Below are 22205 nucleotides of genomic sequence, written 5' to 3'. Positions count from 1 at the left end.
TGCAGAAAGCGCCAAAGGGCTGGAGATCAGGTGAAGCAACTTGCTGAGGAAATCAGATCGTGCCGGTTGTGCGCCGACCGCTTTGCTGCGACTGCAACCGCGCATCAGCCGCGCCCGGTGGTGTGGTTCCGCCCCGGTGCGCGCATCCTGATTGCAGGGCAGGCACCCGGGGCACGGGTCCATGAGAGCGGCCGACCGTTCACCGACCCCTCAGGCGACCGGCTGCGGGATTGGCTGGGGTTGGAGGAAGAACAATTCTACGATCAGGCGCGGGTTTCGATCGTTCCGATGGCGTTTTGTTTTCCGGGGTACGATGCGCGAAAGGCGGACTTGCCGCCGCCGGCGATCTGCAAGAAGACCTGGCATCACAGGGTGATGCGTGAACTTGGCGATGTTCCGTTGACCATCCTTGTCGGTGGCCACGCGCATAAATTCCATCTGGGCGCACAAGCTTCGGTGACCGATACGGTGCGCAATTGGCAACAGCATGCGCCGCGGGTATTTGCCTTGCCTCATCCGTCATGGCGCAATACGGCATGGCTGAAGAAAAATCCCTGGTTCGAAACGGACCTGTTGCCGGTGCTGCGTGCCCGGGTCAAAGAGGTGATGGATGACTGACACGACTGCGTTGGACACTGCGCATGCCCAGATGGAGGCCGACCCTCAGAACGATGCCGCGCGGCTGAGGTTTTTCGAACGGCTCGCGGACAACGAGCTGTTTCTGTTGCTGACCGAAGAGGCGCGAGACGAAAACATCTCGCCCGAGTTGTTTGACGTGGCTGATGGTCGGTTTGTGCTGGCCTTTGACCGCGAAGACAGACTGGCGCAGTTTGCGGGCCGTCCTGCCCCATATGCCGCTCTGTCCGGACGTGTTCTGGCGGGAATGCTTGCAGGGCAGGGCATCGGGTTGGGGCTGAACCTCGAGGTGGCGCCGTCGTCGATGCTCATCCCTGCCGAAGCGTTGGCCTGGCTTGCGGAAACCCTCAGCCATGCCCCGCAAGAAGTGCAATCCCGTCTGACGGAGTTCCTTCCGCCCGCGGGGTTGCCCGACATTTTGCTGACGGCGCTGGACACCAAACTGGCCACAGCTTCAGGTCTGGCCTCCGCCGCATATCTCGCCGGAACCCGCGCCGAGGGCGGCGGGCAGGGTCATCTTCTTGGTTTCGTCGACGCGGTACCCGGTGCCCAGACGGCCTTGGCCAAGGCGGTGTCCGAAGCTCTGACATTTTCGGGGATTGAGGCTGGCGCCTTGGATGTCGGTTTTTTCGCGGCCAGCGATCCGGCCGCCGCAGCATTGGCGAAAGTGGGCCTGCGATTTGATATCCCCGAGCCTGTGCGCGCCTCTGGGTTCCGACCAGCGCCCGGAAGCGACCCGGACAGTCCCCCGATCTTGAAGTGAAATCGAGGCTTCGGCGCAGGGATGATTTGCTCCCTGCGCCAAATGAACAGAGTTATTCGGCCGCTGTTTCCAGCTTGTCCTGCGTACGGGTTTCGAAGTCGCTTGCGTCATGCCGTTCGCGCAGTTGGGTGTGCAACTCTCCGAATGCGCGGTTGACCATGCGGCCCCGCTTCACGGCTGGCCGCGCGTCAATCTCTTGAGCCCATCGCATGACGTTCTTGTAGGACGTCACATCAAGGAACTCGGCCGCGTCGTACAAACGACCCAGAACCAGTTGCCCATACCACGGCCAGATTGCCATATCAGCGATCGAGTAGTCTTCGCCGGCGATAAAGGTTTTGTCGGCAAGCTCGCGGTCCAGAACATCCAGCTGGCGTTTGGTTTCCATCGCAAAGCGGTTGATCGGGTATTCCCATTTCTCTGGCGCATAAGCGTAGAAATGCCCGAACCCACCACCCAGATAAGGCGCGCTGCCCATCTGCCAGAAAAGCCAGTTCATCACTTCGGTGCGCTCGGGACCGGCTTCGGGCAGGAATGCACCGAATTTTTCGGCCAGATGTACAAGGATGGAGCCGCTTTCGAACACCCGCATCGGCGTTTCGCCCGATCGGTCCATCAGAGCGGGGATTTTCGAGTTCGGGTTGATCGCGACAAAATCCGAGCCGAACTGATCGCCGTCACCGATATTGATCAGCCATGCATCATATTCCGCGCCCGCGTGACCCAGGGCCAAAAGCTCTTCCAGCATGACCGTCACTTTCACCCCGTTGGGCGTTGCAAGCGAATACAACTGCAAGGGATGTTTGCCGACGGGCAATTCCTTGTCATGGGTCGCCCCTGCGATGGGGCGGTTGATATTCGCGAAACGCCCTCCGCTTTCACTATCCCATGTCCAGACTTTTGGTGGGGTGTATGTGGTGGTGTCGCTCATCTTCTGCCTTTCGTCCCAGAGCCGAGCCGCGCCCGGCCCGACAAGAGTTAGTGTTGCAGAACAAGAACGCCAACCCCCGACGTGGCGGCTGTTCTGTAACAATTGCGGCAAGACTGCTCACGTTTGCTCGTCAATGGTCACAGCGGCGTTAACGGGTCTTCGCCGACGAAGGGAATTGCTTATTGTCTCTGCAGACAGCCACTCTGGCCCTGCAACCCGTCAAGACACGAGGACATGAAACATGAACAGATTTGCTCTGACCTTTGCTGCTGCAATGGCGTTGGCCGTGCCCGCCTTTGCCGGCCCGCAATATGTCGATGGGACCGGCTTCGCCGTGTCCGGATATGATGTGGTGGCCTACCGTGGGCTTGCACAGTCGCCGATTGGACAATCCCAGCCAGAAGGCGTGCGCGGACGGTCGGATATCACTGCGGATTACAATGGGGCGACCTGGGCTTTTGCGACCGAAGAAAACCGCGCGAAGTTCCTTGAAAACCCCGCGTTCTATGCGCCGCAATATGATGGCCATTGCGCCTATGGCGTGTCCAAGGGTGGCAAGGTTCCCGGCAACCCCAACCTGTGGCGGATCGTTGACGACAAGCTGTATCTGAACATCACCGATGTCGTGGTCGGTTTTTGGGAAGAAGACGTCCCGGGCAACATCAACCTGGCTGAGGGGAACTGGCCGGGGCTCGAAGGCAATGACGCCTCGACCAACGTGATCCCGAAATTCACGTCCGAAGGCCCGATCGCGAACTGACGTGACGCGCGTTGCAGGCCCGGCAGACCCGCCGGGCCTTTTTCAATTTTGGGTCTTCAACAAGCCTGCCAGAACTGTTCCCGAGTGGCCTGATCCGCCTCGAACCGGATCTTGACGCTGCGCGCGCCGGGAAACTTGCGTTCTCGAATGGTGTCGGGAACAACGACCTCGCCCGCTCCGCCATTCTTGGCCTGGAAGGACAGTATTTCGGTTTCGACCGTCCGAAAGCCGGCCAGAACGGATGTCGGTAGGGCAACGCGGTTTTCACCTTCGCAAACCGGCGTCGCAACGAAATAGGTCAGGTCGCGGCCATAGCATCCGATCGCCTCTGGTACATGGTCCGAATTGCGCGTCGATAGCGGGCAATCTTCCGCGCTGGTCTCGCCAAAGGATAGGGCGCGACTTGGATCGAGCAGCTTCAGGCAGGCGGAAATATCCTTCTCGTCCAGCTCGATGATACGCTTTCTGAGTTTCGGGCGTCGCGGTTGGGCCGGCCCGGCGCCTTTTCCTGCCAACCCGTTTTTGCGCAGATAGTCATAGGCCGACTTCGCCTGCGCAAACTGATTGCAGTCGCCGCCTGTATGGTCGGGATGTGCATGAAAGGCGATGTCACGCCACGCATTCCGGATGTCCGATGCGGTGGCGGTCTGATCAAGGCCCAAGACGTGCAGTGCTTCTACGCGAGCCTGAATTTTCTCGACTGGCTCCATACCAAAATCACTCGATAAAACAACTGGCACCTATTGTCCGGAGCCTTGAGTTTCTGTCAAATTATCCTGTGAATTGGTGGGCTTGGCGAGGACAGTGCGCCGTTGCAGGGGGAATTGTTCGCACCTTGCAGCGGGCCGCAGGGGGCAATCCCCCTTTGGCCTGTGCAAATGCAAGGAACAGTCAGGCGACGTTTTGCAGATCGGCTTTGGGCGTGATCCCAAGGGCAAAACACACATCGCGGGTCAGTTCGGGGCGGTTCAGCGTATAAAAATGCAGCTTGTCCACGCCTTCATCGATCAGGTCCGAACACAGTTCGGTGCACAGCGCGGTGGCCAACAGGTCGTGCCGGTTGTCACGGATCGCTTTGTCAAAGGCCTGATCGACCCAGTCCGGCACCTGGGCGCCACAGCGTTTGGCAAATTTCTTCGCACCGGCCCAGTTCTCGATTGGCAGGATGCCCGGCACGATCGGCTTGTCGATCCCGGCCTTGGCGCAGGCATCGCGAAAGCGCAAAAAGGTTTCGGCCTCGAAGAAGAATTGCGTCAAAGCCTCGTCTGCGCCGGCGTCCAACTTGGCTTTCAACCAGTCGATGTCAGCCTGTGCGTGTGGCGCTTCCGGGTGAATGTCGGGATAGGCACCGACGCGGATGGTGAAACTGCCGGTTTCCGCCAGTGCTGCGATCAATTCGACCGAGTGGGCGAACCCATCGGGATGCGGGACGAACCGTTCCTGCCCCTTGGGTGGGTCGCCGCGCAACGCAACGATGTCAGTGACGCCGGCCGCGGCAAAGCTGTCGGCAATGGCCAAGGTCTCGCTGCGTGAAGCGTCGACACATGTCAGATGGGCCGCGACTTTCAATCCCGAGGATTTGTGCAACGTCGCCACCGCATCGCGGGTCAATTCGCGGGTGGTGCCCCCCGCACCATATGTGACCGAGACAAAACGGGGTGCCAGTGGCGCCAGTGTCTGGACCGTATCCCACAGGCGAAACGACGCTTCGAGCGTCTGAGGCGGAAAGAATTCGAAGGAAATCTCGGGCTGGGTCATGGCAGTCTCGCAGGTTGTGTTGCGGCTCTTGTGCCATGGAGTTCTTTGTGAGACAAACTCATATTATTCAACAACAACATGAACGACGCGAAAGATGCATATCGAATTTCGACACCTGCGCACGATCAAAGCCATCCATGAATGTGGTGGGTTGGCCCGTGCGGCGGATCAACTGAACATCACGCAGTCTGCGCTCAGCCATCAGATCAAAGGGCTGGAGGATCAGGCCGGCGTCGAGCTGTTCCTGCGCCGGTCGAAACCGATGAAGTTGTCGGCCGCTGGGCTGCGCCTTCTGCGTCTGGCCGAGCAGATTCTGCCGCAGGTTGAAGCGATGCAGGAGGAGTTTTCCTCGCTGCGCGACGGGCGCACGGGGCGGATGCACATCGCGATCGAATGCCACGCCTGTTTTGAATGGCTGTTCCCGGTGCTCGAGGCCTTCCGCAAGTCTTGGCCGGATGTGGATGTCGATATCCGGCCGGGTCTGGCCTTTGACGCGCTGCCCGCGCTGCAGAAGGAAGAGGTCGATCTGGTCGTCTCCTCGGACCCCGAAGACCTGCCGGGCGTCGAGTTCATCGAACTGTTCGACTACAATCCTGTCTTTGTCGCCGCCTCGACCCATCCTCTGGCCGGGAAAGCGTATATCGAGGCCGAGGATTTTCGCGGTCAAACGCTCATCACCTATCCGGTCGAACGCACGAGGCTTGATATCTTCAGCCAGCTTCTCATCCCGGCCCGCGTTGAGCCTGCTGCGATCCGGCAAGTTGAGTTGACCGCCGTGATCCTGCTGCTTGTGGCGTCAAACCGTGGAATATCCGTTCTGCCCGACTGGGTGGTGCGCGAGGTCAAGTACAACTCGGACTATGTGACCCGCCCGCTGACCAAGGATGGCATCACGCGTCGGCTGTATGCCGCGGTGCGTACTGAGGACATGGAAAAACCCTTTGTGCAGGAATTGGTCAAGCTGGCCAGCCTAGAGGCGCGCAAGCTGCAGCAGCAATAAGGTTTTGGCCACGCGGGAAACGGCATGCTGCTATGCGCATCATTCCTCTTGGCAAGGGGGCGTTGCGCCAGTATACGCGCGGTTTGACCGGACAGGAGCCTCGGAACTATGGTTGGCAGTGCAAATCTCAACATCATGATCAAGGCCGCGCGCAAAGCGGGCCGATCGCTGGTAAAAGACTTTCGCGAAGTCGAGAACCTGCAGGTGTCGATGAAGGGCGCGGGCGATTTCGTCTCGAAGGCCGACATTGCAGCCGAGAACATTCTGAAAGAAGAACTGCTGGGCGCGCGACCCACCTACGGTTGGCTGGCTGAAGAAGGTGGTGTGATCGAGGGCGAAGACCCGACCCGGCGTTGGATCGTTGATCCTTTGGACGGGACGACCAATTTCCTGCACGGCCTGCCACATTGGGCGGTTTCGATCGCACTTGAACACAAGGGCAAGATCGTCGCGGGCGTCATCTACGATCCCGCGAAGGACGAGATGTTCTTTGCCGAAAAGGGCGAGGGTGCCTGGATGAACGACATGCGTATCCGCGTGTCGAGCCGCAGCCGGATGATCGAATCGATCTTCTCGACCGGTTTGCCGTTTGGTGGCCGCTCGGACCTGCCGGCCACGTTGCAGGACCTGGCCCGTCTGATGCCCGCCTGCGCGGGTGTGCGCCGCTGGGGTGCAGCTGCGCTGGATATGGCCTATGTTGCCGCTGGCCGCTACGAAGGCTTCTGGGAGCGTCGCCTGAACGCCTGGGATCTGGCCGCCGGCATCATCATCGTGAAAGAAGCGGGTGGGTTCGTTCAACCGTTGAACCCCGAAGGCAGCATTCTGTCTGACGGGGAAGTGATCTGCGCCAACGAACCGATTTTCGACCAGTTCGCCAAGGTGATCCGCGGCTGATCCGCCTTTACGGCGGCTGGAAACGACCAGAACCAATTTCTAAGTTCGCGCGGCCGAATGGGCCGCGCGTTTTGTTTCAAAGCCGTACAGTACTTGCCAGACCTGCCTCGGAGGCCAGCCGCGCGGCCACGGATGCCACGGCCAGGTCCTGTAACCCAACACCGGTCCCATCGAACAAGGTGATCTGGTCAGCCTTTGTTCGGCCGGGATGATCGCCATTAATGACTGCTCCAATCGGCGTGATGGCGTCAGGATCCAGCGCGCCCGAAGCCACGGCGTGTTGCGCCTCACCTATGGTGACGGACTGGGCAACCTCGTCGGTGAAGACCTGAGCGGAAGCAACCAGTTCGGGGTCGACTTCCATCTTGCCCTTCGTGTCGGTGCCCATGCAGGCCAGATGCGTTCCGGGCTTGATCCAATCGCGCATCAACAACGGTTCGAACGCCGATGTGATCGTGATGATAACGTCGGCCTGTGCCCCCAGTTCCCGCTGCGAGACGGATTCGAAATCCAGTCCGATGTCCTGCGCGACGGCGGCCAGTTTCGGAAGCATTTCGGGATGGGGATTCCATGCCACCACCTTTTCGAATTCGCGTTGCTCGGCGGCCGCGCGCAACTGAAAGACCGATTGATGGCCCGCGCCGACCATGCCAAGCACCTTGGCGTCCGTACGGGCCAGGTGCGCGATCGACACTGCCGAGGACGCAGCCGTGCGGATAGCCGTAAGATAGTTTCCACCGACCAACGCGGAAGGCTGTCCGGTATCGGGATCGAACAGGATGACGGTGGATTGGTGGTTGGTCAGTCCGCGATTGGTGTTTCCCGGCCAATAGCCACCAGATTTGACACCCAGAACCAAGCCTTCGGCGTCAAAGCCGGATTTGAACCCATATACGGCGCCGGCATGACCCAGCCCTTCGCGGATGACGGGGAAGTTGCGCGCTCCGCCGCGTGCCATCGCTGAGAACACGTCTTGGATTGCGTCAAACGCCAGCTTGCGGTTGACCAGCTGCTTGCATAGGTCTTCGCCAACGATCTGTATCAGATTGGTTTCAGCGTTCATCTCGTCCCTCATGATCAAAACGCCTTGCCGCGAGCAGAGACCGGCCACAGGGTCTCGACCCTTCCGTTGCGCACGCCGACATACCAGTCGTGCACGTTGCAGGTCGGATCGCAGTGCCCGGGGACCAAACGCAACTTGTCGTTCACCCGCAACACGCCATTGGGGTCGCCGATCACACCGTGTTCGTCCGAACATTTCAGGTATTCGACATCATCGCGGCCAAAAATCACCGGCAAACCGCTGTCGATCGACTGTGCCTTGAGCCCAGCGTCACAGATCGCCTTGTCCCGTTTGGCGTGGCTCATGACGCTGGTCAGAATGAACAAAGCGTTTTCCCATTCGCCCCGGTCGATCCTTTGGCCATTCCGGTCCAGAATCCGCCCATAATCGGCATCCATGAACGCGTAGGATCCGCACTGCAACTCGTTGTAGACGCCCGAATTGCTTTCGAAATAATAGGATCCCGTCCCGCCGCCCGAGACCAGTTCGCACTCAATCCCGTCCGCCTTCAACCCGTCGACAGCGTCCCGCACCATGGCGATTGCTGCATCCAGTTTTTCCTTTCGCGCGTCATAGCTGTCGAGATGTTGCATCGCGCCCTGATAGGCTTGGAGGCCGGTGAACTTCAGGTTTGGTGCCGCCTCGACCGCGTGGGCGATGGCAATGACGTCAGCCGTACTGGTCACCCCACAGCGCCCCGCGCCGCAATCGATCTCGACCAGGATCTCCAGCTGCGTTCCGTGGGTCTGCGCCGCAGAGGACAGCTCGGGCACATTCTCGATGTCGTCAACGCAGACCAGCGTTCGCGCGCCCAGCTTCGGCAGCCGAGCCAAGCGGTCAATTTTGGCCGGATCGCGCACCTGGTTTGACACAAGGATGTCCTTGATCCCGCCACGCGCAAAAACCTCGGCCTCCGAGACCTTTTGACAGCACACGCCAACTGCGCCGCCCAGTTTTTCCTGCAGGCGCGCGACGTCCACAGACTTGTGCATCTTGCCATGCACCCGATGGCGCATACCATGCGCTTTGGAGTAGTCGCCCATCTTGCGGATGTTCCGCTCAAGCGCGTCGAGGTCCAGTATCAGGCAAGGAGTCTGGATTTCGCTTTCATCCATGCCGATTGCTGCGGGGATGTCGAAGCCGACGTCCAATTGATCGATGTTCACGGGTCTGTTCATCCTTCTCCTCCTTGCCCGGCCAGCCAGGGCAGCTTGTCCAAATCCACATTGCCGCCGGTCAGGATCACGCCGACGCGTCTGCCTCGAAAAACCTCGGGGTTGTTGAGAATGGTTGCCAACGGAACGGCCGAAGATGGCTCAATCACCAGTCGCAGGTGTTTCCAGGCCAGTTTCATGGCCGCCACGATTTCGTCTTCGGAGGCCGTGAAGATGTCGGCAACGTTCCGCGACACGAAGTGCCAGGTGTTTTCCTTGAGCGGAACCAGAAGGCCATCGGCCACCGTCTTGGGTGCGTCGTCGGCGATGATCCGACCGGCTTTGAAAGATCGGTATGCGTCATCAGCCTGCTGAGGTTCCGCGGCATAGATCGCGGTGTCAGGGGCCAGATTTGATACTGTCAGGCACGTGCCCGACACCATACCGCCGCCGCCGATCGGAGCGATAACAGCATCAAGCCCGCCTGTTTGTTCCAGCATCTCGGCCGAGCATGTGGCCTGTCCTGCAATGACACGCGGATCGTTGTAGGGGTGCACGAATTCGCCACCCGTTTTGGCCTGCACCTGGGCAAAGGTCGCTTCGCGCGATGATGTCGAAGGCTCACATTCGGTGATCGTGCCGCCAAACCTGCGGACCGCGTCCTTTTTGGCCTGAGGCGCGGTGCGCGGCATGACGACGTTGCAGGGAATGCCGCGCCGACCGGCCGCATATGACAGGGACAGTGCGTGATTCCCACTGGAGTGGGTGCAGACGCCCTTGCCGGCGATCTCGTCGGGCAATCCAAATACCGCATTGCAGGCGCCGCGGACCTTGAAGGCTCCGGCCTCTTGCAGGTTCTCGCACTTAAAAAAGAGCCGTGCGCCGGTTTGTGCGTTCAGATACTCCGACGACAGGACGGGTGTACGCCGGATATGTGGTTTGATCCGTTCATGCGCTGCGCGCATGTCGTCGATCGTCAGATCTGCAGCCGAAAGCGTGTCCAACATACCGATCTCCTCATGCCGCAGCGCGCGAGCGGTTGGTGCCGTTTGCACGGAAGTATTCCTGCGCTGCCGCCACGCCGCTGCCCAGTTGTATCGGGTAGTTCAGATCGGCCATCGCCATCTCGATCGTGGCGAGGCCGGACAGAACCATGACGTCCGTCAGGCTGCCCAGGTGACCGATGCGAAACGCCTTGCCGTTCAATTGGCCCAGGCCGATCCCGAAGGACACTCCATAGGTGTCATAGGTATGGTTAGTCAGGACATTGCTGTCGAACCCATCGGGCACATAGACTGCGCTGACAGTGTCCGAGTAGAGGTCCGGTGATTGAGCGACCAGGTTCAATCCCCACGCGTCGACGGCCCGACGCACGCCTTCAGCCAGACGGAAGTGACGGGCATAGACGTTGTCCAGGCCTTCATCGAACAGAATGGACAGGCTTTCCTGCAGCCCGCAGATCAGTTGCAGCGGCGGCGTGTAAGGAAACCCGCCCGAGGCATTGGCGTCCAACATGTCCCGAAAGTCGAAATAGGTGCGGGGCAGCCGCGCACCATCCATCGCTGCCAGCGCTTTGGGGCTGACGCACAGGATTGCCATTCCAGCGGCCAGCATGAACCCCTTTTGCGACCCCGAAACCGCAATATCGACGCCCCAGCCATCGAATTCGAACGGCATCGAGGCCAGCGAACTGACGCAATCGACCATCAGCAGGGCAGGGTGCGCCGAGGCATCCATCGCCGATCGGATCGACTGGATATCGGATCGCACGCCGGTGGCCGTTTCATTGTGCGTCACCAGAACCGCCCGAATGTCGTGGTTCCGGTCGTCGGCGAGGATCGACTGAAACCGTTCGGCAGGTGCTCCGCTGCCCCAATGGCAATCGATGACTTGCACATCCAGCTCATGCCGTTGGCAAAGGTCGATCCAGCGATGGCTGAATACGCCATGGCGGGCCACAAGAACCTTGTCGCCCGGGCTCAGTGTGTTGCTGATCGCAGCTTCCCACCCACCTGTGCCGCTGGATGGAAAGGTCACAATCTGACCCGTGGTCGACCGGAAGACCTGCTTGAGGCCCTCGAGTACCGGCGCAAAGGCCTGAACGAAATCCGGCGCGCGGTGGTCAATGGTCTGGACCTGCATCGCGCGCAGGAGGCGATCCGGGATATTCGTCGGGCCGGGAATGAAGACCGGGTTCTGTTTTGACATCATCATGTCCTCCGCTTTGCCCCAAGTCTGTCTCCGCGTCGGCGGTAATGCAATTTTCTTGAAAAATATTTTCATTATTTTGTTAAAATGCGTAACCTGCCATAAATGCAGGATATTCACTTTATCATTTCGCTGAGTGTTTGTGATCAGCTGAGAAAGCCAGACGGCCGTTCGGCCAAAATGAGGGAGAATCACAATGTCAGCCCAGAAGCGGCCGCGCGGACGGCCCAAGTCGTTGTTCAAGGAAAGCTCGGCCGGAACCATGCAGGCGTTGGACCGTGCGCTGGGGGTTCTGACCACAGTCGCACGGCTTGAACGCACCGCGCTCAGCGACCTCGCGCGTGAGATCGACGTGCCTACTGCAACCACGCATCGCATCCTGACGACCTTGCAAAAGCATGGGTTCGTCAGCTTCAGCGAAGAACGTCAGGAATGGATGATCGGAGTCGAAGCCTATCGCACAGGCGCTTCGTTTCTGCGGCACAACAGCGTTGTCGAGATCGGCCGGTCAGTTCTTCGGCGCCTTATGCAGGACAGCGGAGAAACGGCGAACCTTGCAGTTCCCGACGGGTCGGAAGTGGTGTTTGTCGGGCAAGTCGAGACATCGAACCCGATCCGGGCGTTCTTTCCGCCGGGCGCTCGTACGCCGATGTATGCCTCGGGTACGGGCAAAGCGATCCTGGCGGCCATGACCGAGGCATCCCGGGCCAAGGTGTTGGCCGACACCCAGCTTGTGCCATATACGCCCAATACTTGCGCCACATTGGATACCTTGCGCGCGGATCTGACCGAAACGCGGCTGCGCGGATGGTCTTATGATCGAGAGGAGCGCCACTCGGGCATGTCCTGCATCGGAGCCGCAATCTTCAACGACAAGCAGGAGCCTTGTGCCGGAATCTCTGTCTCGGGGCCGACCGCGCGATTCAATCCGGACCGGGCACCCGAGCTTGCCGCCCACGTCGTTCAGGCTGCGCAAGAGATCACGCGGTTGAGCGGTGGTCAAAGTCCGGATCAGTCAGGCCGATCAGAGGGGTGATTGACCCCGTCGTTCCAGGGAATCGACCCGTGGGTTCTGGGGTTTGCGCCCTCGATGCAGCCAAGGTTGACGCCGCACTCCCCCGGATCCGAGCGTCTCTGGTGATAAACGTAAATCCCGCAAGTCTTGCAGAAATAGTGTTTCGCCGTGTGCGTGCCCCACGTGTAGAGGCTTAGGTTTTCGGCGCCTTCAAGAATGCGCAGGCTTTCGGTGACGGCGGTCACGGCGGCGGCCCCACGGCGGATGCAGAAGGAACAATCGCATCGGGCAGCCGTGGACAGGCCACCGGGGAGCTCGGCCTCGATCTTCACGGCGCCGCAATGGCAGGTGGCGGTCATTTGGCTCATCGGCGTGGCACTCTTGGTATACGGGACTGGCTGAACTTGTAGCGGTGTTCGGGATGTGGCGGATGCCCATGCGTACGGTTCCAATAGGCCGGCCCGCCGCGTTTCAGCCACAGCGGGATGCACAAAATCAAACCGATCACGAAGCCGCCCGTATGCGCCCAATAGGCCACACCGCCGGCGTCAGGGTTGCTGGACACGCTGCCAAGGAACTGCATGCCCAGCCAAACGCCCAGCATCACGAAGGCCGGGATGGTGAAGACCCGGAAGTAGATGATCAGAATCAGCAGGATATCGACGCGCGCCTTTGGGAACATCAGCAGGTACCCACCCATCACTGCGGCAATTGCGCCGGACGCGCCGATGGTGGGTACCAGCGACCCGGGAGCCGTAACGATATGGACCAGCCCGGCGCCGATACCCGCGACCATGTAGAACAGCAGGAAGGGCAGGTGGCCCATCTCGTCTTCCATGTTGTCGCCGAAGATCCACAGGAACAGCATGTTGCCGATCAGATGCATCCAGCCGCCATGCAGGAACATCGACGTCACCAACGTCTCGAGCGCCACGCCGTCGCTGATGCGGGCGGGGATGATCGCATAGTCGAAATAGAACCGGTTGATCAGCCGGGCATCGTCCATGATTCCGACATAGCTGAGGAAAACCAGGACATTCGCCGCGATCAGCGCATAGACGACATAGGGTGTGCGGCCCGAGGGGTTGTGGTCTCGAATTGGAAACATGGGGGGACGCTGGGCTTTTCACGGCCCAGCGTCAAGTCAGCTTATGCCGAACCGCCCAGAAGTGCGGCGTTCCCTCCGGCGGCCGTGGTGTCGACGCAGACATGGCGCTCGGCCATCACCCGCGACCGGTCGGGCAAGCCGGGGATCAGCGGCAGGATGGGGCCGCCTCGCCGAGCCAGATGACGCTCGATCTGACGCGCGGTGTCCGCATCGCCCCACCACAGAACCCCCGATATTCCCGGCAGGTTCTCAAGCCGGTGCAGGTCAAGCGCGCCCTCGGTCTGAATCGCGGTGCCGCCAAGCGCGAGAATGGCGTCTGCCTGTGCCTTGGACGCCTCGGGGCCGGGGCCCAGGCACAGGAACGGCGCGCGGGGAAACTCGGTCAGCCGGTTCGATTCGCCGGTCGGTCCGGGCATCGAACGGGTCGTCGGCGCGGCAGGCTGCCCGGTCGGCGCCGGCAGGTCGGCTGGGGCGGACCATTCCGCGGCCACGACCTGTCGGTCCGGGGCGCAAAAACGAGCCAGATAGTTCGGGCCACCCGCCTTGGGGCCGGTGCCGGACAGGCCTTCGCCGCCGAAAGGCTGCGAGCCGACGATCGCGCCGATCTGGTTACGGTTCACGTAAATATTTCCGGCGTGGATCGCCTCGGTGACGTGCTGCACCCGGTCGTCGATGCGGGTGTGCAGGCCGAAGGTCAGGCCGTAGCCGGTGGCGTTGATGTCGGCAATCACCTGGTCGATCTCGTGTGACTTGAACCGGGCGACATGCAGGACGGGGCCGAAGATCTCGCGTTCCAGCGCATTGATGCCGGGGACCTCGATCAGCGTGGGCGCCACGAAGATCCCCTCGGGCGGCAGCGCCAGTTCCTTCAGAACACGACCCTCAGTGCGGGCCTTGGCGACGTGGTCGGCGATGCCCTGTCGGGCCTGTTCGTCGATCACCGGGCCGCAATCGGTCGAGAGCAGCCACGGGTCGCCCACCGACAGGGCGTCCATCGCGCCCTTGAGCATGGTCAGCACGTCATCGGCGATGTCGTCCTGCAGATACAGACAACGCAGGGCCGAGCACCGCTGCCCCGCCGACTGGAAGGCGCTTTCGATGATCGACTGCACGGCCTGTTCGGGCAGGGCGGTGCTGTCCACGATCATCGCGTTCAGCCCGCCGGTTTCGGCGATCAGCGGCGTTCCGGGTTTGAGGTTCTGGGCCATCGCGGCGCGGATTTTCAACGCCGTCGCGGTCGAGCCGGTGAAGGCCACGCCGGAAACCCGCGGGTCCGAGGTCAGCGCGGCGCCCACCGATGGCCCGCCCGGCAGCAATTGCAGCGCGTCGCGCGGTACTCCGGCCTGGTGCAGCAGCTGCACGGCGCGGTGGGCGATCAACGGAGTCTGCGGCGCGGGCTTGGCCAGAACCGCATTGCCTACGGCGAGCGCAGCCGAGATCTGCCCGGTGAAAATCGCCAGAGGGAAGTTCCACGGGCTGATGCAGGTGAAGGTGCCCACAGGCTCGCCCTCGGGGATGTTGGCGGCGTAGTAGCGCAGGAAGTCCACCGCCTCGCGCAGTTCGGCTACCGCATCGGGCAGCGATTTGCCGGCCTCACGCGCCAGAAGGGCGAAGAGCTCGCCATACTGCTCCTCGTAGAGGTCGGCGGCGGCATTCAGGATGCGGCTGCGCTCGGCCTCCGGGACCTGCCACGGAGCAGCTGCGGCCAGCGCCAGCTCCACATCCGCGGCGCTGGCCGGGGCGACCGCGCCGGGCCGGTCCTCGGGCAGGGCGGGGTTGATGACAGGTTTCTCGGCCTCGGGCGCTGCGTCACCGGCCAGCAGGGGCTGCGCGAACCAGTGATGTGCGCGAAAGGCGTCGCGGCCGGCATCAATCCGGTCCAAAGTCAGCGTGTGATGCAGGTCGAAACCCTGCGAGTTTGGTCTTTCAGGTTGAAACAGTTCGGGGCCGGTTGGGATGTGGCGTGCAGGTTTCCGCACGACCTCGAACGGATCGGCTGCCACCACTTCGGGGGCCACGTTTTCGTCCACGATCTGGTTGACGAACGAGCTGTTGGCGCCGTTTTCCAGCAGCCGCCGCACCAGATAGGCCAGCAGGTCGCGATGCGCGCCAACTGGCGCGTAGATGCGGCAGCGGGTATCGCGTTGGTCCTTGACGATCTGGTGCAGGGTCTCGCCCATGCCGTGCAGGCGCTGGAACTCGAAGGGTTGACCCTCGGCCATGTGCAGGATCGCACTGACCGTGTGGGCGTTGTGGGTCGCGAACTGAGGATAGATCCGGTCGGTCATGCCCAAGAGCTTGCAGGCATTGGCGATGTAAGAGATGTCGGTTGCCGCCTTGTTGGTGAAGACCGGGAAGCCGTCGACGCCCTCGACCTGCGCGCGCTTGATCTCGGTGTCCCAGTAGGCGCCTTTGACCAGACGCACCATCAGCTTGCGGTCATACCGCTCGGCCATCTCATAAAGCGTGTCGAGCACCAGCCCGGCACGCGGTCCATAGGCCTGTACCACCACGCCGAACCCATCCCATCCGGCCAGCGCTGGCTCGGACAGAACCGCCTCGATCACCTGCAGCGACAGCGACAGGCGGTCAGCCTCTTCGGCGTCGACGTTCAGGCCCATTCCGGCGGCCTTGGCCAGCAGCGCCAGCGCCTGCAGGCGCGGCACCAGTTCGTGCATCACGCGCTGTTCCTGGGCTACTTCGTAGCGCGGATGCAGCGCCGAAAGTTTAACCGAGATGCCGGGGTTGGCGCGGATGTCGTCCTGCGTGCAGGCATCGGCAATCGCCGCGATGGCACGGGAATATGAAAGGTGATAGCGCGCGGCGTCTGCCTCGGTGCGCGCGGCCTCGCCCAGCATGTCGTAGGAATAGGTATAGCCCTTGGCCTCCATCCCCTGCGCCCGCTTCATGGCGGACTTGATGGTTTCGCCCAGAACGAACTGCCGGCCCATTTCCTTCATCGCGCGGCCCACCGCGGTGCGGATCACCGGCTCGCCCAGCCGCTTGATGGCGCCGCGCAGGGCACTGACCGGCGAGGCCTTGCCCTCGTCCAGAACCTTGCCCGTCAGCATAAGTGCCCAGGTCGAGGCGTTTACCAGCGACGACGACGAGTGGCCCAGGTGCTTGCCCCAGTCCGACGGCGCGATCTTGTCTTCGATCAGCGCGTCGATCGTGTCGGCGTCGGGCACGCGCAACAGCGCCTCGGCTAGGCACATCAGGGCGATGCCTTCATCGGTGGACAGGCCGTATTCCGCAAGAAACACCTCCATCAGCCCCGGCGCGGTGCTGGAGCGGATGTCGCGCACCAATTGCGCGGCCGCCGCGCAGATGGCGGTGCGGTCCGCTTGGGTCAGGGCGGCCTGATCGGTCAGGGATTTCAGCAACGCGGTCTGGTCCGCGTAGGTCATGGAGTCGATGGTGTGGCGCAGGCTGTGAGTCATGTGTCCTCCGGTCTTTCACGCAGTATACTTGCGATTTTGCGGGACAACGGACCGAAAATAAAATATCTGGCACCGGATGTCCTGAATTTTGGATCAAATGCGATGCGAAACGACTTTCCGGGTTTGGACCGGTTTGACCGCGCGATTCTGTCCATCGTGGCCGAGGACGGCCGGATCTCGGTGGCTGATCTGGCCCGGCGGATCGGGCTGTCGAAATCGCCGACACAGGCGCGGCTGAAACGGCTCGAGTCCGAGGGGATCATCACCGGCTACCGGGCCATGCTGGACCCGATCCGCCTGGGCCTGGACCATGTGGCCTTTGTCGAGGTGCGCCTGACCGACACACGGGAAAAGGCGCTGGCCGAGTTCAACGCGGCCGTCCGCAAAGTGCCCGAGATCGAACAGGCGCATATGATCGCGTCGAATTTCGACTATCTGCTGAAGGTGCGGACAGGGTCGATGACGGAATATCGCGCGGTTCTGGCCGAAAAGATCTCGTCGCTGCCGCATGTGGCCAGCACGTCAACCTTCGTGGCGATGGAGGCGGTGAAAGAGACCGGGCTGGCCGATGCCATCGATGGCGCGGGTTGACGAAAGGGCGATCCGCGTCACCATTGAACTATGAGACACCTTATTCTTTCCGCAGTTCTGAGCGCGGGCGTTGGGATCCCGGCAATTGCTGAGACCTGCCCGCCTGCGCCCGATCACGCCGCCCGGCTGGGTGAACTTATCGGTCAGATCCAGCAGGCCGAGACCGAGATGGCCGCGCGCGAGATCTCGAACCAGATGTGGGAGCTGTGGGCCGACGCACCTGACGAGGCCGCGCAGACCGTATTGGATCAGGGCATGTCCAGACGGAATGCCTGGGATCTGTTGGGCGCGCTTCAGGATTTCGATCGTTTGATTGCGTATTGCCCCGAGTATGCCGAGGGCTACAACCAGCGCGCATTCGTGAATTTCCTGCGTCAGGATTTTGAATCGGCCCTGACCGATCTGGACCGCGCACTGGAACTGTCGCCGAACCATATCGCAGCGATGAGTGGTCGTGCGCTGACCCTCATGGGTCTGCAGAGAATGGAAGAAGCCCGCGTTGCTCTGGCAGAGGCGCTGGAACTGAACCCGTGGCTGCCCGAGCGTCACCTTGCAGCCGATGGTGGGCCTTTGGCGATGCCGGGCCAAGATCTCTGAACAGCACTGTCACCCCCGACGCTTCGCCGGGGGTGATCGCTGAGGTAAGACGGTTCAGCCGACCTGTCCGTTGTCCTTGCGTTTGATCGCGATGATCGAGGAACGCGGCGTGCCCCCATCTGGCCAGGATCCACCGGGGTGCTGGATGCCTACAAACATGGTCCGGCGGTCGGCCGACCATGTCAGACCGGTCACCTCGCAGCCGTTCGGGCCGGTCATGAATCGAACGATTTCACCCGTGATCGAGTCGCCAGCCAGCATTTGGTTGTTGCCATGGCCTGCAAAATCGCCTTCGTTGTCGTCGTTCCCGTCGGTCTGGATCCAGACCACGCCGGTGCTGTCGATCATCATCCCGTCGGGCGAGTTGAACAGGTTGCCTTCGTTTACGTTCTCGGACCCGGCATACGCATCGGAATGCACTGTCGGATTGCCGGCCATGACGTACAGATCCCACTGAAACGCCGTTTCTGCATGATCCTGGTTGGCTGGCCGCCAGCGAACAATCTGCCCGAATTTGTTGGTTTCCCGAGGGTTGGGGCCATTGACCGAAGTATCATCGCCACCCGCGTTGGGTTTGACGCCACGGTTCTTGTTGTTGGTCAGGCAGCAATAGGCCTCGGCAAGAACCGGGCTGGTTGCAACCCATTCCGGTCGGTCCATCGTGGTTCCACCGGCCTCAGACGCCGCGATGCGGGCAAAGATCAGAATCTCGGCTTCGTCCATGCCGGTGGTTTCCGGTGTCAGCGGCACCCATTCACCGGACATGTCGTCGTTGAATCTGGCAACATACAGCGTGCCGTCATCCAGCAGACCTTCGGTATCCCCGCCGGGGGTGTAGACGCCGTTCGAGACGAATTTGTACAGGTATTCGCCCCGCTCATCATCGCCCATATAGACGACAATGCGACCATCCTTGGCCAACTCGACCGCGGCGTTTTCATGTTTGAACCGCCCAAGTCCGGTATGCTTGACCGGGGTGCTGTTGGGATCGGTCGGGTCGATTTCGACCACCCAGCCGACGCGATGTGGTTCGTTGGGGTTCTTCGAGGTGTCAAACCGCGGATCGAACAATTCGTACCCGTTCCAGCTTTCGGCCTTGATGCCGTATCGCTTGAAGCCATCCGCGACCTTTGGAGTATATGTCGCGCTTTCGTTGCTGGAGCCGAAGTAGCCGTTGAAGTTCTCTTCGCAGGTCAGGTAGGTGCCCCAAGGTGTCTTGCCCGAGCCGCAATTGTTCATCGTGCCCAGCGACGTTGTGCCGGTCGGATCGGCCTCGGTCTTCAGCAGGTCGTGGCCAGCTGCCGGCCCCACGATCTTCATGGGGGTGTTGTGGTGAATTCGGCGATTGAAAGGGCTGTCCTTGACCACGGTCCAGCCATCCGGGGTTTCGGCAATTTCCATCACCGTCACACCCTGCAGGTTCTGCAACTTTCGAACGTCATCCGCGTTTGCGGGCACACCTTCCTGCGCTGCGGGCAGGTTGATTTTGCGATTGGGATACTCGTGATTGATGGCGATCAACTGGTGCCCTTGGAACGAGAAGGTTTCCATACCATCAGTGTTTTCGCCAAAAACCTTGTCCGAGTTTTCGACCGGTCCACCATCGGTGATGTCATACCCGTCAGCCTCGGAGAACAGCGGATCGCCCCAGCGCATGAGGACTTTCCATTCATACCCCTCGGGTACATGCACGGTGCCATCGGTCTGGGCCGCGATCGGAGTGAACGCAAAACGAGAAGCGGTCTGTGCGTAGGCTGAGGTCGACCCCAGCAGACCGCTGCCCATGGCCGCAGCGCCCGACCCGAAGGCCAACACTCCGCCCAGAAAGCCGCGTCGCGACAGGGCGCTTTCGACGACGCGGTCAAAGTCGTTTTCGTCGGGTCGGGGAAAATGCAGTTCGTCCCAATCGTCGGCGGAAAGGGTGGCTGGATCAACGTCTTTCATTGGATGTTTCCTCGCTGTCGGAATGAATTTGTGAAACGGATTTAGGAACTGATTGTTACAGGTACTTAACAACCCCATTAACAGTTTGGGGCGGTACAAACGCTAGGCAGGTTTTCGCGAACGGCAAGCACTGAAATCGTATGCTGCGCCAGTGCGCGACCCCAAAACAAGTGCAATTCAGAGCGATGGGCGGTTGGCCGCGCAGTCCGCAATGGTTGACCGCAAGCAGGCAGTCGCAAAAGCGATGCGTAGGTGGATTTCGGTTCTTGACGACGGCCCGGGCATGGACTACTCAGCCCTTCACCAAGCGGGTATAGCTTAATGGTAAAGCCCCTGCCTTCCAAGCAGGCTATGTCGGTTCGATTCCGTCTACCCGCTCCAACCTCTCCGGAATAAGTTGCGTCAAAAAGCCCTTGTCGGGGTGCTATTGCGCGCAGTCTCCTTGACCCGGCGCGCCTGCGCCGCCAAGAAGCCATATCGCGAGTCCCAGAAGGTAAAAAGGGTCAGGCATGGCAAGAACACGCTCCGCCAACCAAGCAAACGTGCAGGCGCCCGGTGCTCATGAAGATCGACCCGGATCCCGGAAGCTGGGCGTGCTGGCCTCTTTGTGGCCGTTCATGAAACCTTATCGGCTGCTGATGCTTGGGGCGACGCTGGCGCTGGTTCTGACGGCCAGCATGACCCTGACCTTGCCTTTGGCGGTGCGGCGCGTGGTCGACAACTTCCGCATCGAAGACGGTGAACTGCTCGATTGGTATTTCCTGGCGGCTCTGGGCATCGCGGCGGTTCTGGCGGTGGGAACGGGTATCCGGTACATGCTGGTGACCAGGTTGGGCGAGCGGGTCGTGGCTGACATCCGCAAGGCAGTCTTTGACCGCGTCATCGGCATGAGCCCCGCCTTCTACGAACGCATCATGACCGGTGAGGTCCTGAGCCGTATCACCACCGACACCACGCTGATCCAATCCGTTCTGGGGTCGTCGGTGTCGATCGCATTGCGGAATTTCCTGATGTTCATCGGCGGGCTTGTGCTGATGTTGCTGACCTCGGCCAAGCTGACCGGGCTGGTTTTGCTGCTGATCCCGGTGGTGGTGGTGCCGATCCTGGTTCTCGGGCGTCGGCTGAGGGTCATCAGCCGCGAAAACCAGGATTGGATCGCCGCCTCGTCGGGCAATGCAGGCGAAGCGCTGGGCGCCGTTCAGACCGTACAAGCGTTCACCCATGAGGACGCCAGCCGCCGCCAGTTCGGTGACATGACCGAGACCTCGTACCATGTGTCCCTGCGCCGTATTCAGACCCGGGCGGTTCTGACCGTGATCGTGATCTTTCTGGTGTTTTCGGGGATCGTCGGCGTTTTGTGGATGGGGGCGAACGATGTGCGCAATGGCGTGATGACCGAGGGCGTGCTGATCCAGTTCGTGATCTATTCGATCATCATGGCCGGGTCCGTGGCCGCGCTTTCCGAAATCTGGAGCGAGCTGCAGCGTGCCGCAGGCGCCACCGAGCGGCTGGTCGAGTTGCTGAACGCCGAAGATACGGTCAACGACCCGACACAACCCAAGGCGCTGCCGCAGCCGGTCAAGGGACAGATCACCTTTGACAACGTCACCTTCCGCTACCCGGCCCGGCCAGACGTTCTGGCACTGGACGACCTGTCGCTGACAGTGAACCCGGGCGAGACGGTGGCCTTCGTCGGACCCTCGGGCGCGGGCAAGACGACCGTGATCCAGTTGATCCAGCGGTTCTACGACCCCGAGGCCGGTCAGGTCAGCCTAGACGGGATCGATCTGGGCGACATGCGCCGCTCGGATTTCCGGCAGCACATGGCGCTGGTTCCGCAGGATCCGGTGATCTTTGCGGCCTCGGCGCGCGAAAACATCCGGTTCGGACGGCTGGACGCCTCGGATGCCGAGGTCGAGGCCGCGGCCCGTGCCGCCGCGGCGCATGATTTCATCTCGGCCCTGCCCGAAGGCTATGACAGTTTCGTCGGCGAACGCGGCGTGATGCTGTCGGGCGGTCAGAAACAGCGCATCGCCATCGCGCGGGCGATTTTGCGCGACGCTCCGGTTCTGCTGCTGGACGAGGCGACCTCGGCGCTGGACGCCGAGAGCGAGCGCGCCGTTCAGGCCGCTGTCGACCAGATGCGCGCCGGGCGCACCACCCTGATCGTGGCGCACCGTCTGGCCACCGTGAAAAAGGCCGATCGCATCGTGGTGATGGAGAACGGCCGGATCGTGGCGCAGGGCACCCATGACGATCTGGTGGCGCAAGATGGGCTTTATGCGCGTCTGGCGCGTCTCCAGTTCACCGATGGTGTGGCCGCCGAGTGAAGTGACGCGCGGG

At 61.4% G+C, this 22205-nt stretch carries 20 protein-coding genes and 1 tRNA gene; 10 read left to right on the top strand and 11 right to left on the bottom strand.

From position 1 onward, the window contains the following. Positions 1-30: 30 nt before the first annotated feature. Both ACR0LD_RS09010 and ACR0LD_RS09005 read left to right on the top strand, forming a co-directional pair. Positions 31-618: a uracil-DNA glycosylase family protein gene (locus ACR0LD_RS09010; protein ID WP_480636546.1), complete on the top strand. Its 588-nt coding sequence runs from the start codon at positions 31-33 to the stop codon at positions 616-618. Further along, on the top strand, positions 611-1399 hold the full coding sequence (locus ACR0LD_RS09005; RefSeq protein ID WP_480636544.1) for an SseB family protein: 789 nt from the start codon (positions 611-613) through the stop codon (positions 1397-1399). Before ACR0LD_RS09010 ends, ACR0LD_RS09005 begins: the two co-directional genes overlap by 8 nt. Positions 1400-1451: 52 nt before the next feature. Here the strand turns inward: ACR0LD_RS09005 and yghU are convergent, their stop codons facing one another. Continuing rightward, a complete protein-coding gene (gene yghU / locus ACR0LD_RS09000) occupies positions 1452-2330 on the bottom strand; it encodes a glutathione-dependent disulfide-bond oxidoreductase (RefSeq protein ID WP_480636542.1) in 879 nt (292 codons plus the stop codon). 241 nt (positions 2331-2571) lie between these two features. Here yghU and ACR0LD_RS08995 point away from each other — a divergent pair, with 241 nt between their 5' ends. After that, on the top strand, positions 2572-3090 hold the full coding sequence (locus ACR0LD_RS08995; protein ID WP_170364746.1) for a YHS domain-containing (seleno)protein: 519 nt from the start codon (positions 2572-2574) through the stop codon (positions 3088-3090). A 56-nt stretch (positions 3091-3146) separates the two neighbouring features. Here the strand turns inward: ACR0LD_RS08995 and ACR0LD_RS08990 are convergent, their stop codons facing one another. Together ACR0LD_RS08990 and metF are read right to left on the bottom strand one after the other, a co-directional pair. Beyond that, positions 3147-3800, bottom strand: coding sequence for a J domain-containing protein (locus ACR0LD_RS08990; RefSeq protein WP_170365522.1), 654 nt, complete (start codon positions 3798-3800; stop codon positions 3147-3149). Positions 3801-3981: 181 nt separating this feature from the next. Further along, a complete protein-coding gene (gene metF, locus ACR0LD_RS08985) occupies positions 3982-4848 on the bottom strand; it encodes a methylenetetrahydrofolate reductase [NAD(P)H] (protein ID WP_170420303.1) in 867 nt (288 codons plus the stop codon). Positions 4849-4942: 94 nt separating this feature from the next. Here metF and ACR0LD_RS08980 point away from each other — a divergent pair, with 94 nt between their 5' ends. Both ACR0LD_RS08980 and ACR0LD_RS08975 read left to right on the top strand, forming a co-directional pair. Continuing rightward, on the top strand, positions 4943-5848 hold the full coding sequence (locus tag ACR0LD_RS08980) for a LysR family transcriptional regulator (RefSeq protein WP_170434488.1): 906 nt from the start codon (positions 4943-4945) through the stop codon (positions 5846-5848). Positions 5849-5956: 108 nt separating this feature from the next. Then, positions 5957-6742 carry an inositol monophosphatase family protein gene (locus tag ACR0LD_RS08975; protein WP_170340678.1) on the top strand — a complete coding sequence of 262 codons (786 nt, stop codon included), beginning with the start codon at positions 5957-5959 and terminating at the stop codon, positions 6740-6742. 76 nt (positions 6743-6818) lie between these two features. Here ACR0LD_RS08975 and bhcD read toward each other — a convergent pair whose 3' ends face one another. From bhcD to bhcA, 4 genes are read right to left on the bottom strand one after another with little or no spacing between them, the layout of a single operon-like run. Then, positions 6819-7805, bottom strand: coding sequence for an iminosuccinate reductase BhcD (gene bhcD, locus ACR0LD_RS08970; protein ID WP_217360155.1), 987 nt, complete (start codon positions 7803-7805; stop codon positions 6819-6821). A gap of 14 nt (positions 7806-7819) precedes the next feature. Further along, positions 7820-8983 carry a 3-hydroxy-D-aspartate aldolase BhcC gene (gene bhcC, locus ACR0LD_RS08965; protein ID WP_480636539.1) on the bottom strand — a complete coding sequence of 388 codons (1164 nt, stop codon included), beginning with the start codon at positions 8981-8983 and terminating at the stop codon, positions 7820-7822. Then, positions 8980-9966: a beta-hydroxyaspartate dehydratase BhcB gene (bhcB, locus tag ACR0LD_RS08960; protein WP_480636537.1), complete on the bottom strand. Its 987-nt coding sequence runs from the start codon at positions 9964-9966 to the stop codon at positions 8980-8982. The genes bhcC and bhcB overlap by 4 nt, the downstream gene beginning before the upstream one ends. Positions 9967-9976: 10 nt before the next feature. Next, entirely contained in the window at positions 9977-11167 is a 1191-nt protein-coding gene (gene bhcA / locus ACR0LD_RS08955) for an L-aspartate--glyoxylate aminotransferase BhcA (protein ID WP_480636535.1), read from the bottom strand. Between the two features lie 196 nt (positions 11168-11363). Here bhcA and ACR0LD_RS08950 point away from each other — a divergent pair, with 196 nt between their 5' ends. Beyond that, positions 11364-12203, top strand: a complete 840-nt coding sequence (locus tag ACR0LD_RS08950) for an IclR family transcriptional regulator (RefSeq protein WP_480636534.1) — start codon at positions 11364-11366, stop codon at positions 12201-12203. Here ACR0LD_RS08950 and ACR0LD_RS08945 read toward each other — a convergent pair. Genes ACR0LD_RS08945 through putA form a run of 3 tightly spaced genes read right to left on the bottom strand, consistent with a single transcriptional unit; the run spans position 12179 to position 16730 of the window. Next, the gene (locus ACR0LD_RS08945; RefSeq protein WP_170598680.1) at positions 12179-12550 is read right to left on the bottom strand and encodes a GFA family protein; all 372 of its coding nucleotides are present in this window, start codon (positions 12548-12550) and stop codon (positions 12179-12181) included. The two genes, ACR0LD_RS08950 and ACR0LD_RS08945, sit on opposite strands and share 25 nt — an antisense overlap. After that, positions 12547-13290, bottom strand: coding sequence for a rhomboid family intramembrane serine protease (locus ACR0LD_RS08940; RefSeq protein ID WP_170436551.1), 744 nt, complete (start codon positions 13288-13290; stop codon positions 12547-12549). The genes ACR0LD_RS08945 and ACR0LD_RS08940 overlap by 4 nt, the downstream gene beginning before the upstream one ends. 41 nt (positions 13291-13331) lie before the next feature. Beyond that, a complete protein-coding gene (gene putA, locus ACR0LD_RS08935) occupies positions 13332-16730 on the bottom strand; it encodes a bifunctional proline dehydrogenase/L-glutamate gamma-semialdehyde dehydrogenase PutA (RefSeq protein WP_480636532.1) in 3399 nt (1132 codons plus the stop codon). Between the two features lie 102 nt (positions 16731-16832). On the opposite strand from putA, the gene ACR0LD_RS08930 reads away from it, so the two are divergent. Both ACR0LD_RS08930 and ACR0LD_RS08925 read left to right on the top strand, forming a co-directional pair. Then, the gene (locus ACR0LD_RS08930; protein ID WP_170368032.1) at positions 16833-17321 is read left to right on the top strand and encodes an Lrp/AsnC family transcriptional regulator; all 489 of its coding nucleotides are present in this window, start codon (positions 16833-16835) and stop codon (positions 17319-17321) included. A gap of 30 nt (positions 17322-17351) precedes the next feature. Then, positions 17352-17918, top strand: a complete 567-nt coding sequence (locus tag ACR0LD_RS08925) for a tetratricopeptide repeat protein (protein WP_170357187.1) — start codon at positions 17352-17354, stop codon at positions 17916-17918. 54 nt (positions 17919-17972) lie between these two features. On the opposite strand, the gene ACR0LD_RS08920 is transcribed toward ACR0LD_RS08925, so the two are convergent. Beyond that, entirely contained in the window at positions 17973-19862 is a 1890-nt protein-coding gene (locus tag ACR0LD_RS08920) for a PhoX family protein (RefSeq protein WP_480636529.1), read from the bottom strand. Between the two features lie 307 nt (positions 19863-20169). Here ACR0LD_RS08920 and ACR0LD_RS08915 point away from each other — a divergent pair. Together ACR0LD_RS08915 and ACR0LD_RS08910 are read left to right on the top strand one after the other, a co-directional pair. Further along, positions 20170-20243, top strand: a tRNA-Gly gene (locus ACR0LD_RS08915). A gap of 128 nt (positions 20244-20371) precedes the next feature. Next, a complete protein-coding gene (locus ACR0LD_RS08910) occupies positions 20372-22192 on the top strand; it encodes an ABC transporter transmembrane domain-containing protein (protein WP_170340700.1) in 1821 nt (606 codons plus the stop codon). The last annotated feature ends 13 nt before the right edge of the window (positions 22193-22205 follow it).

The sequence above is a fragment of the Ruegeria sp. BF8 genome, from assembly GCF_056538625.1.
The sequence above is the reverse complement of the archived record's forward strand: the minus strand, read 5'-3'. Positions and strand labels throughout refer to the sequence as shown.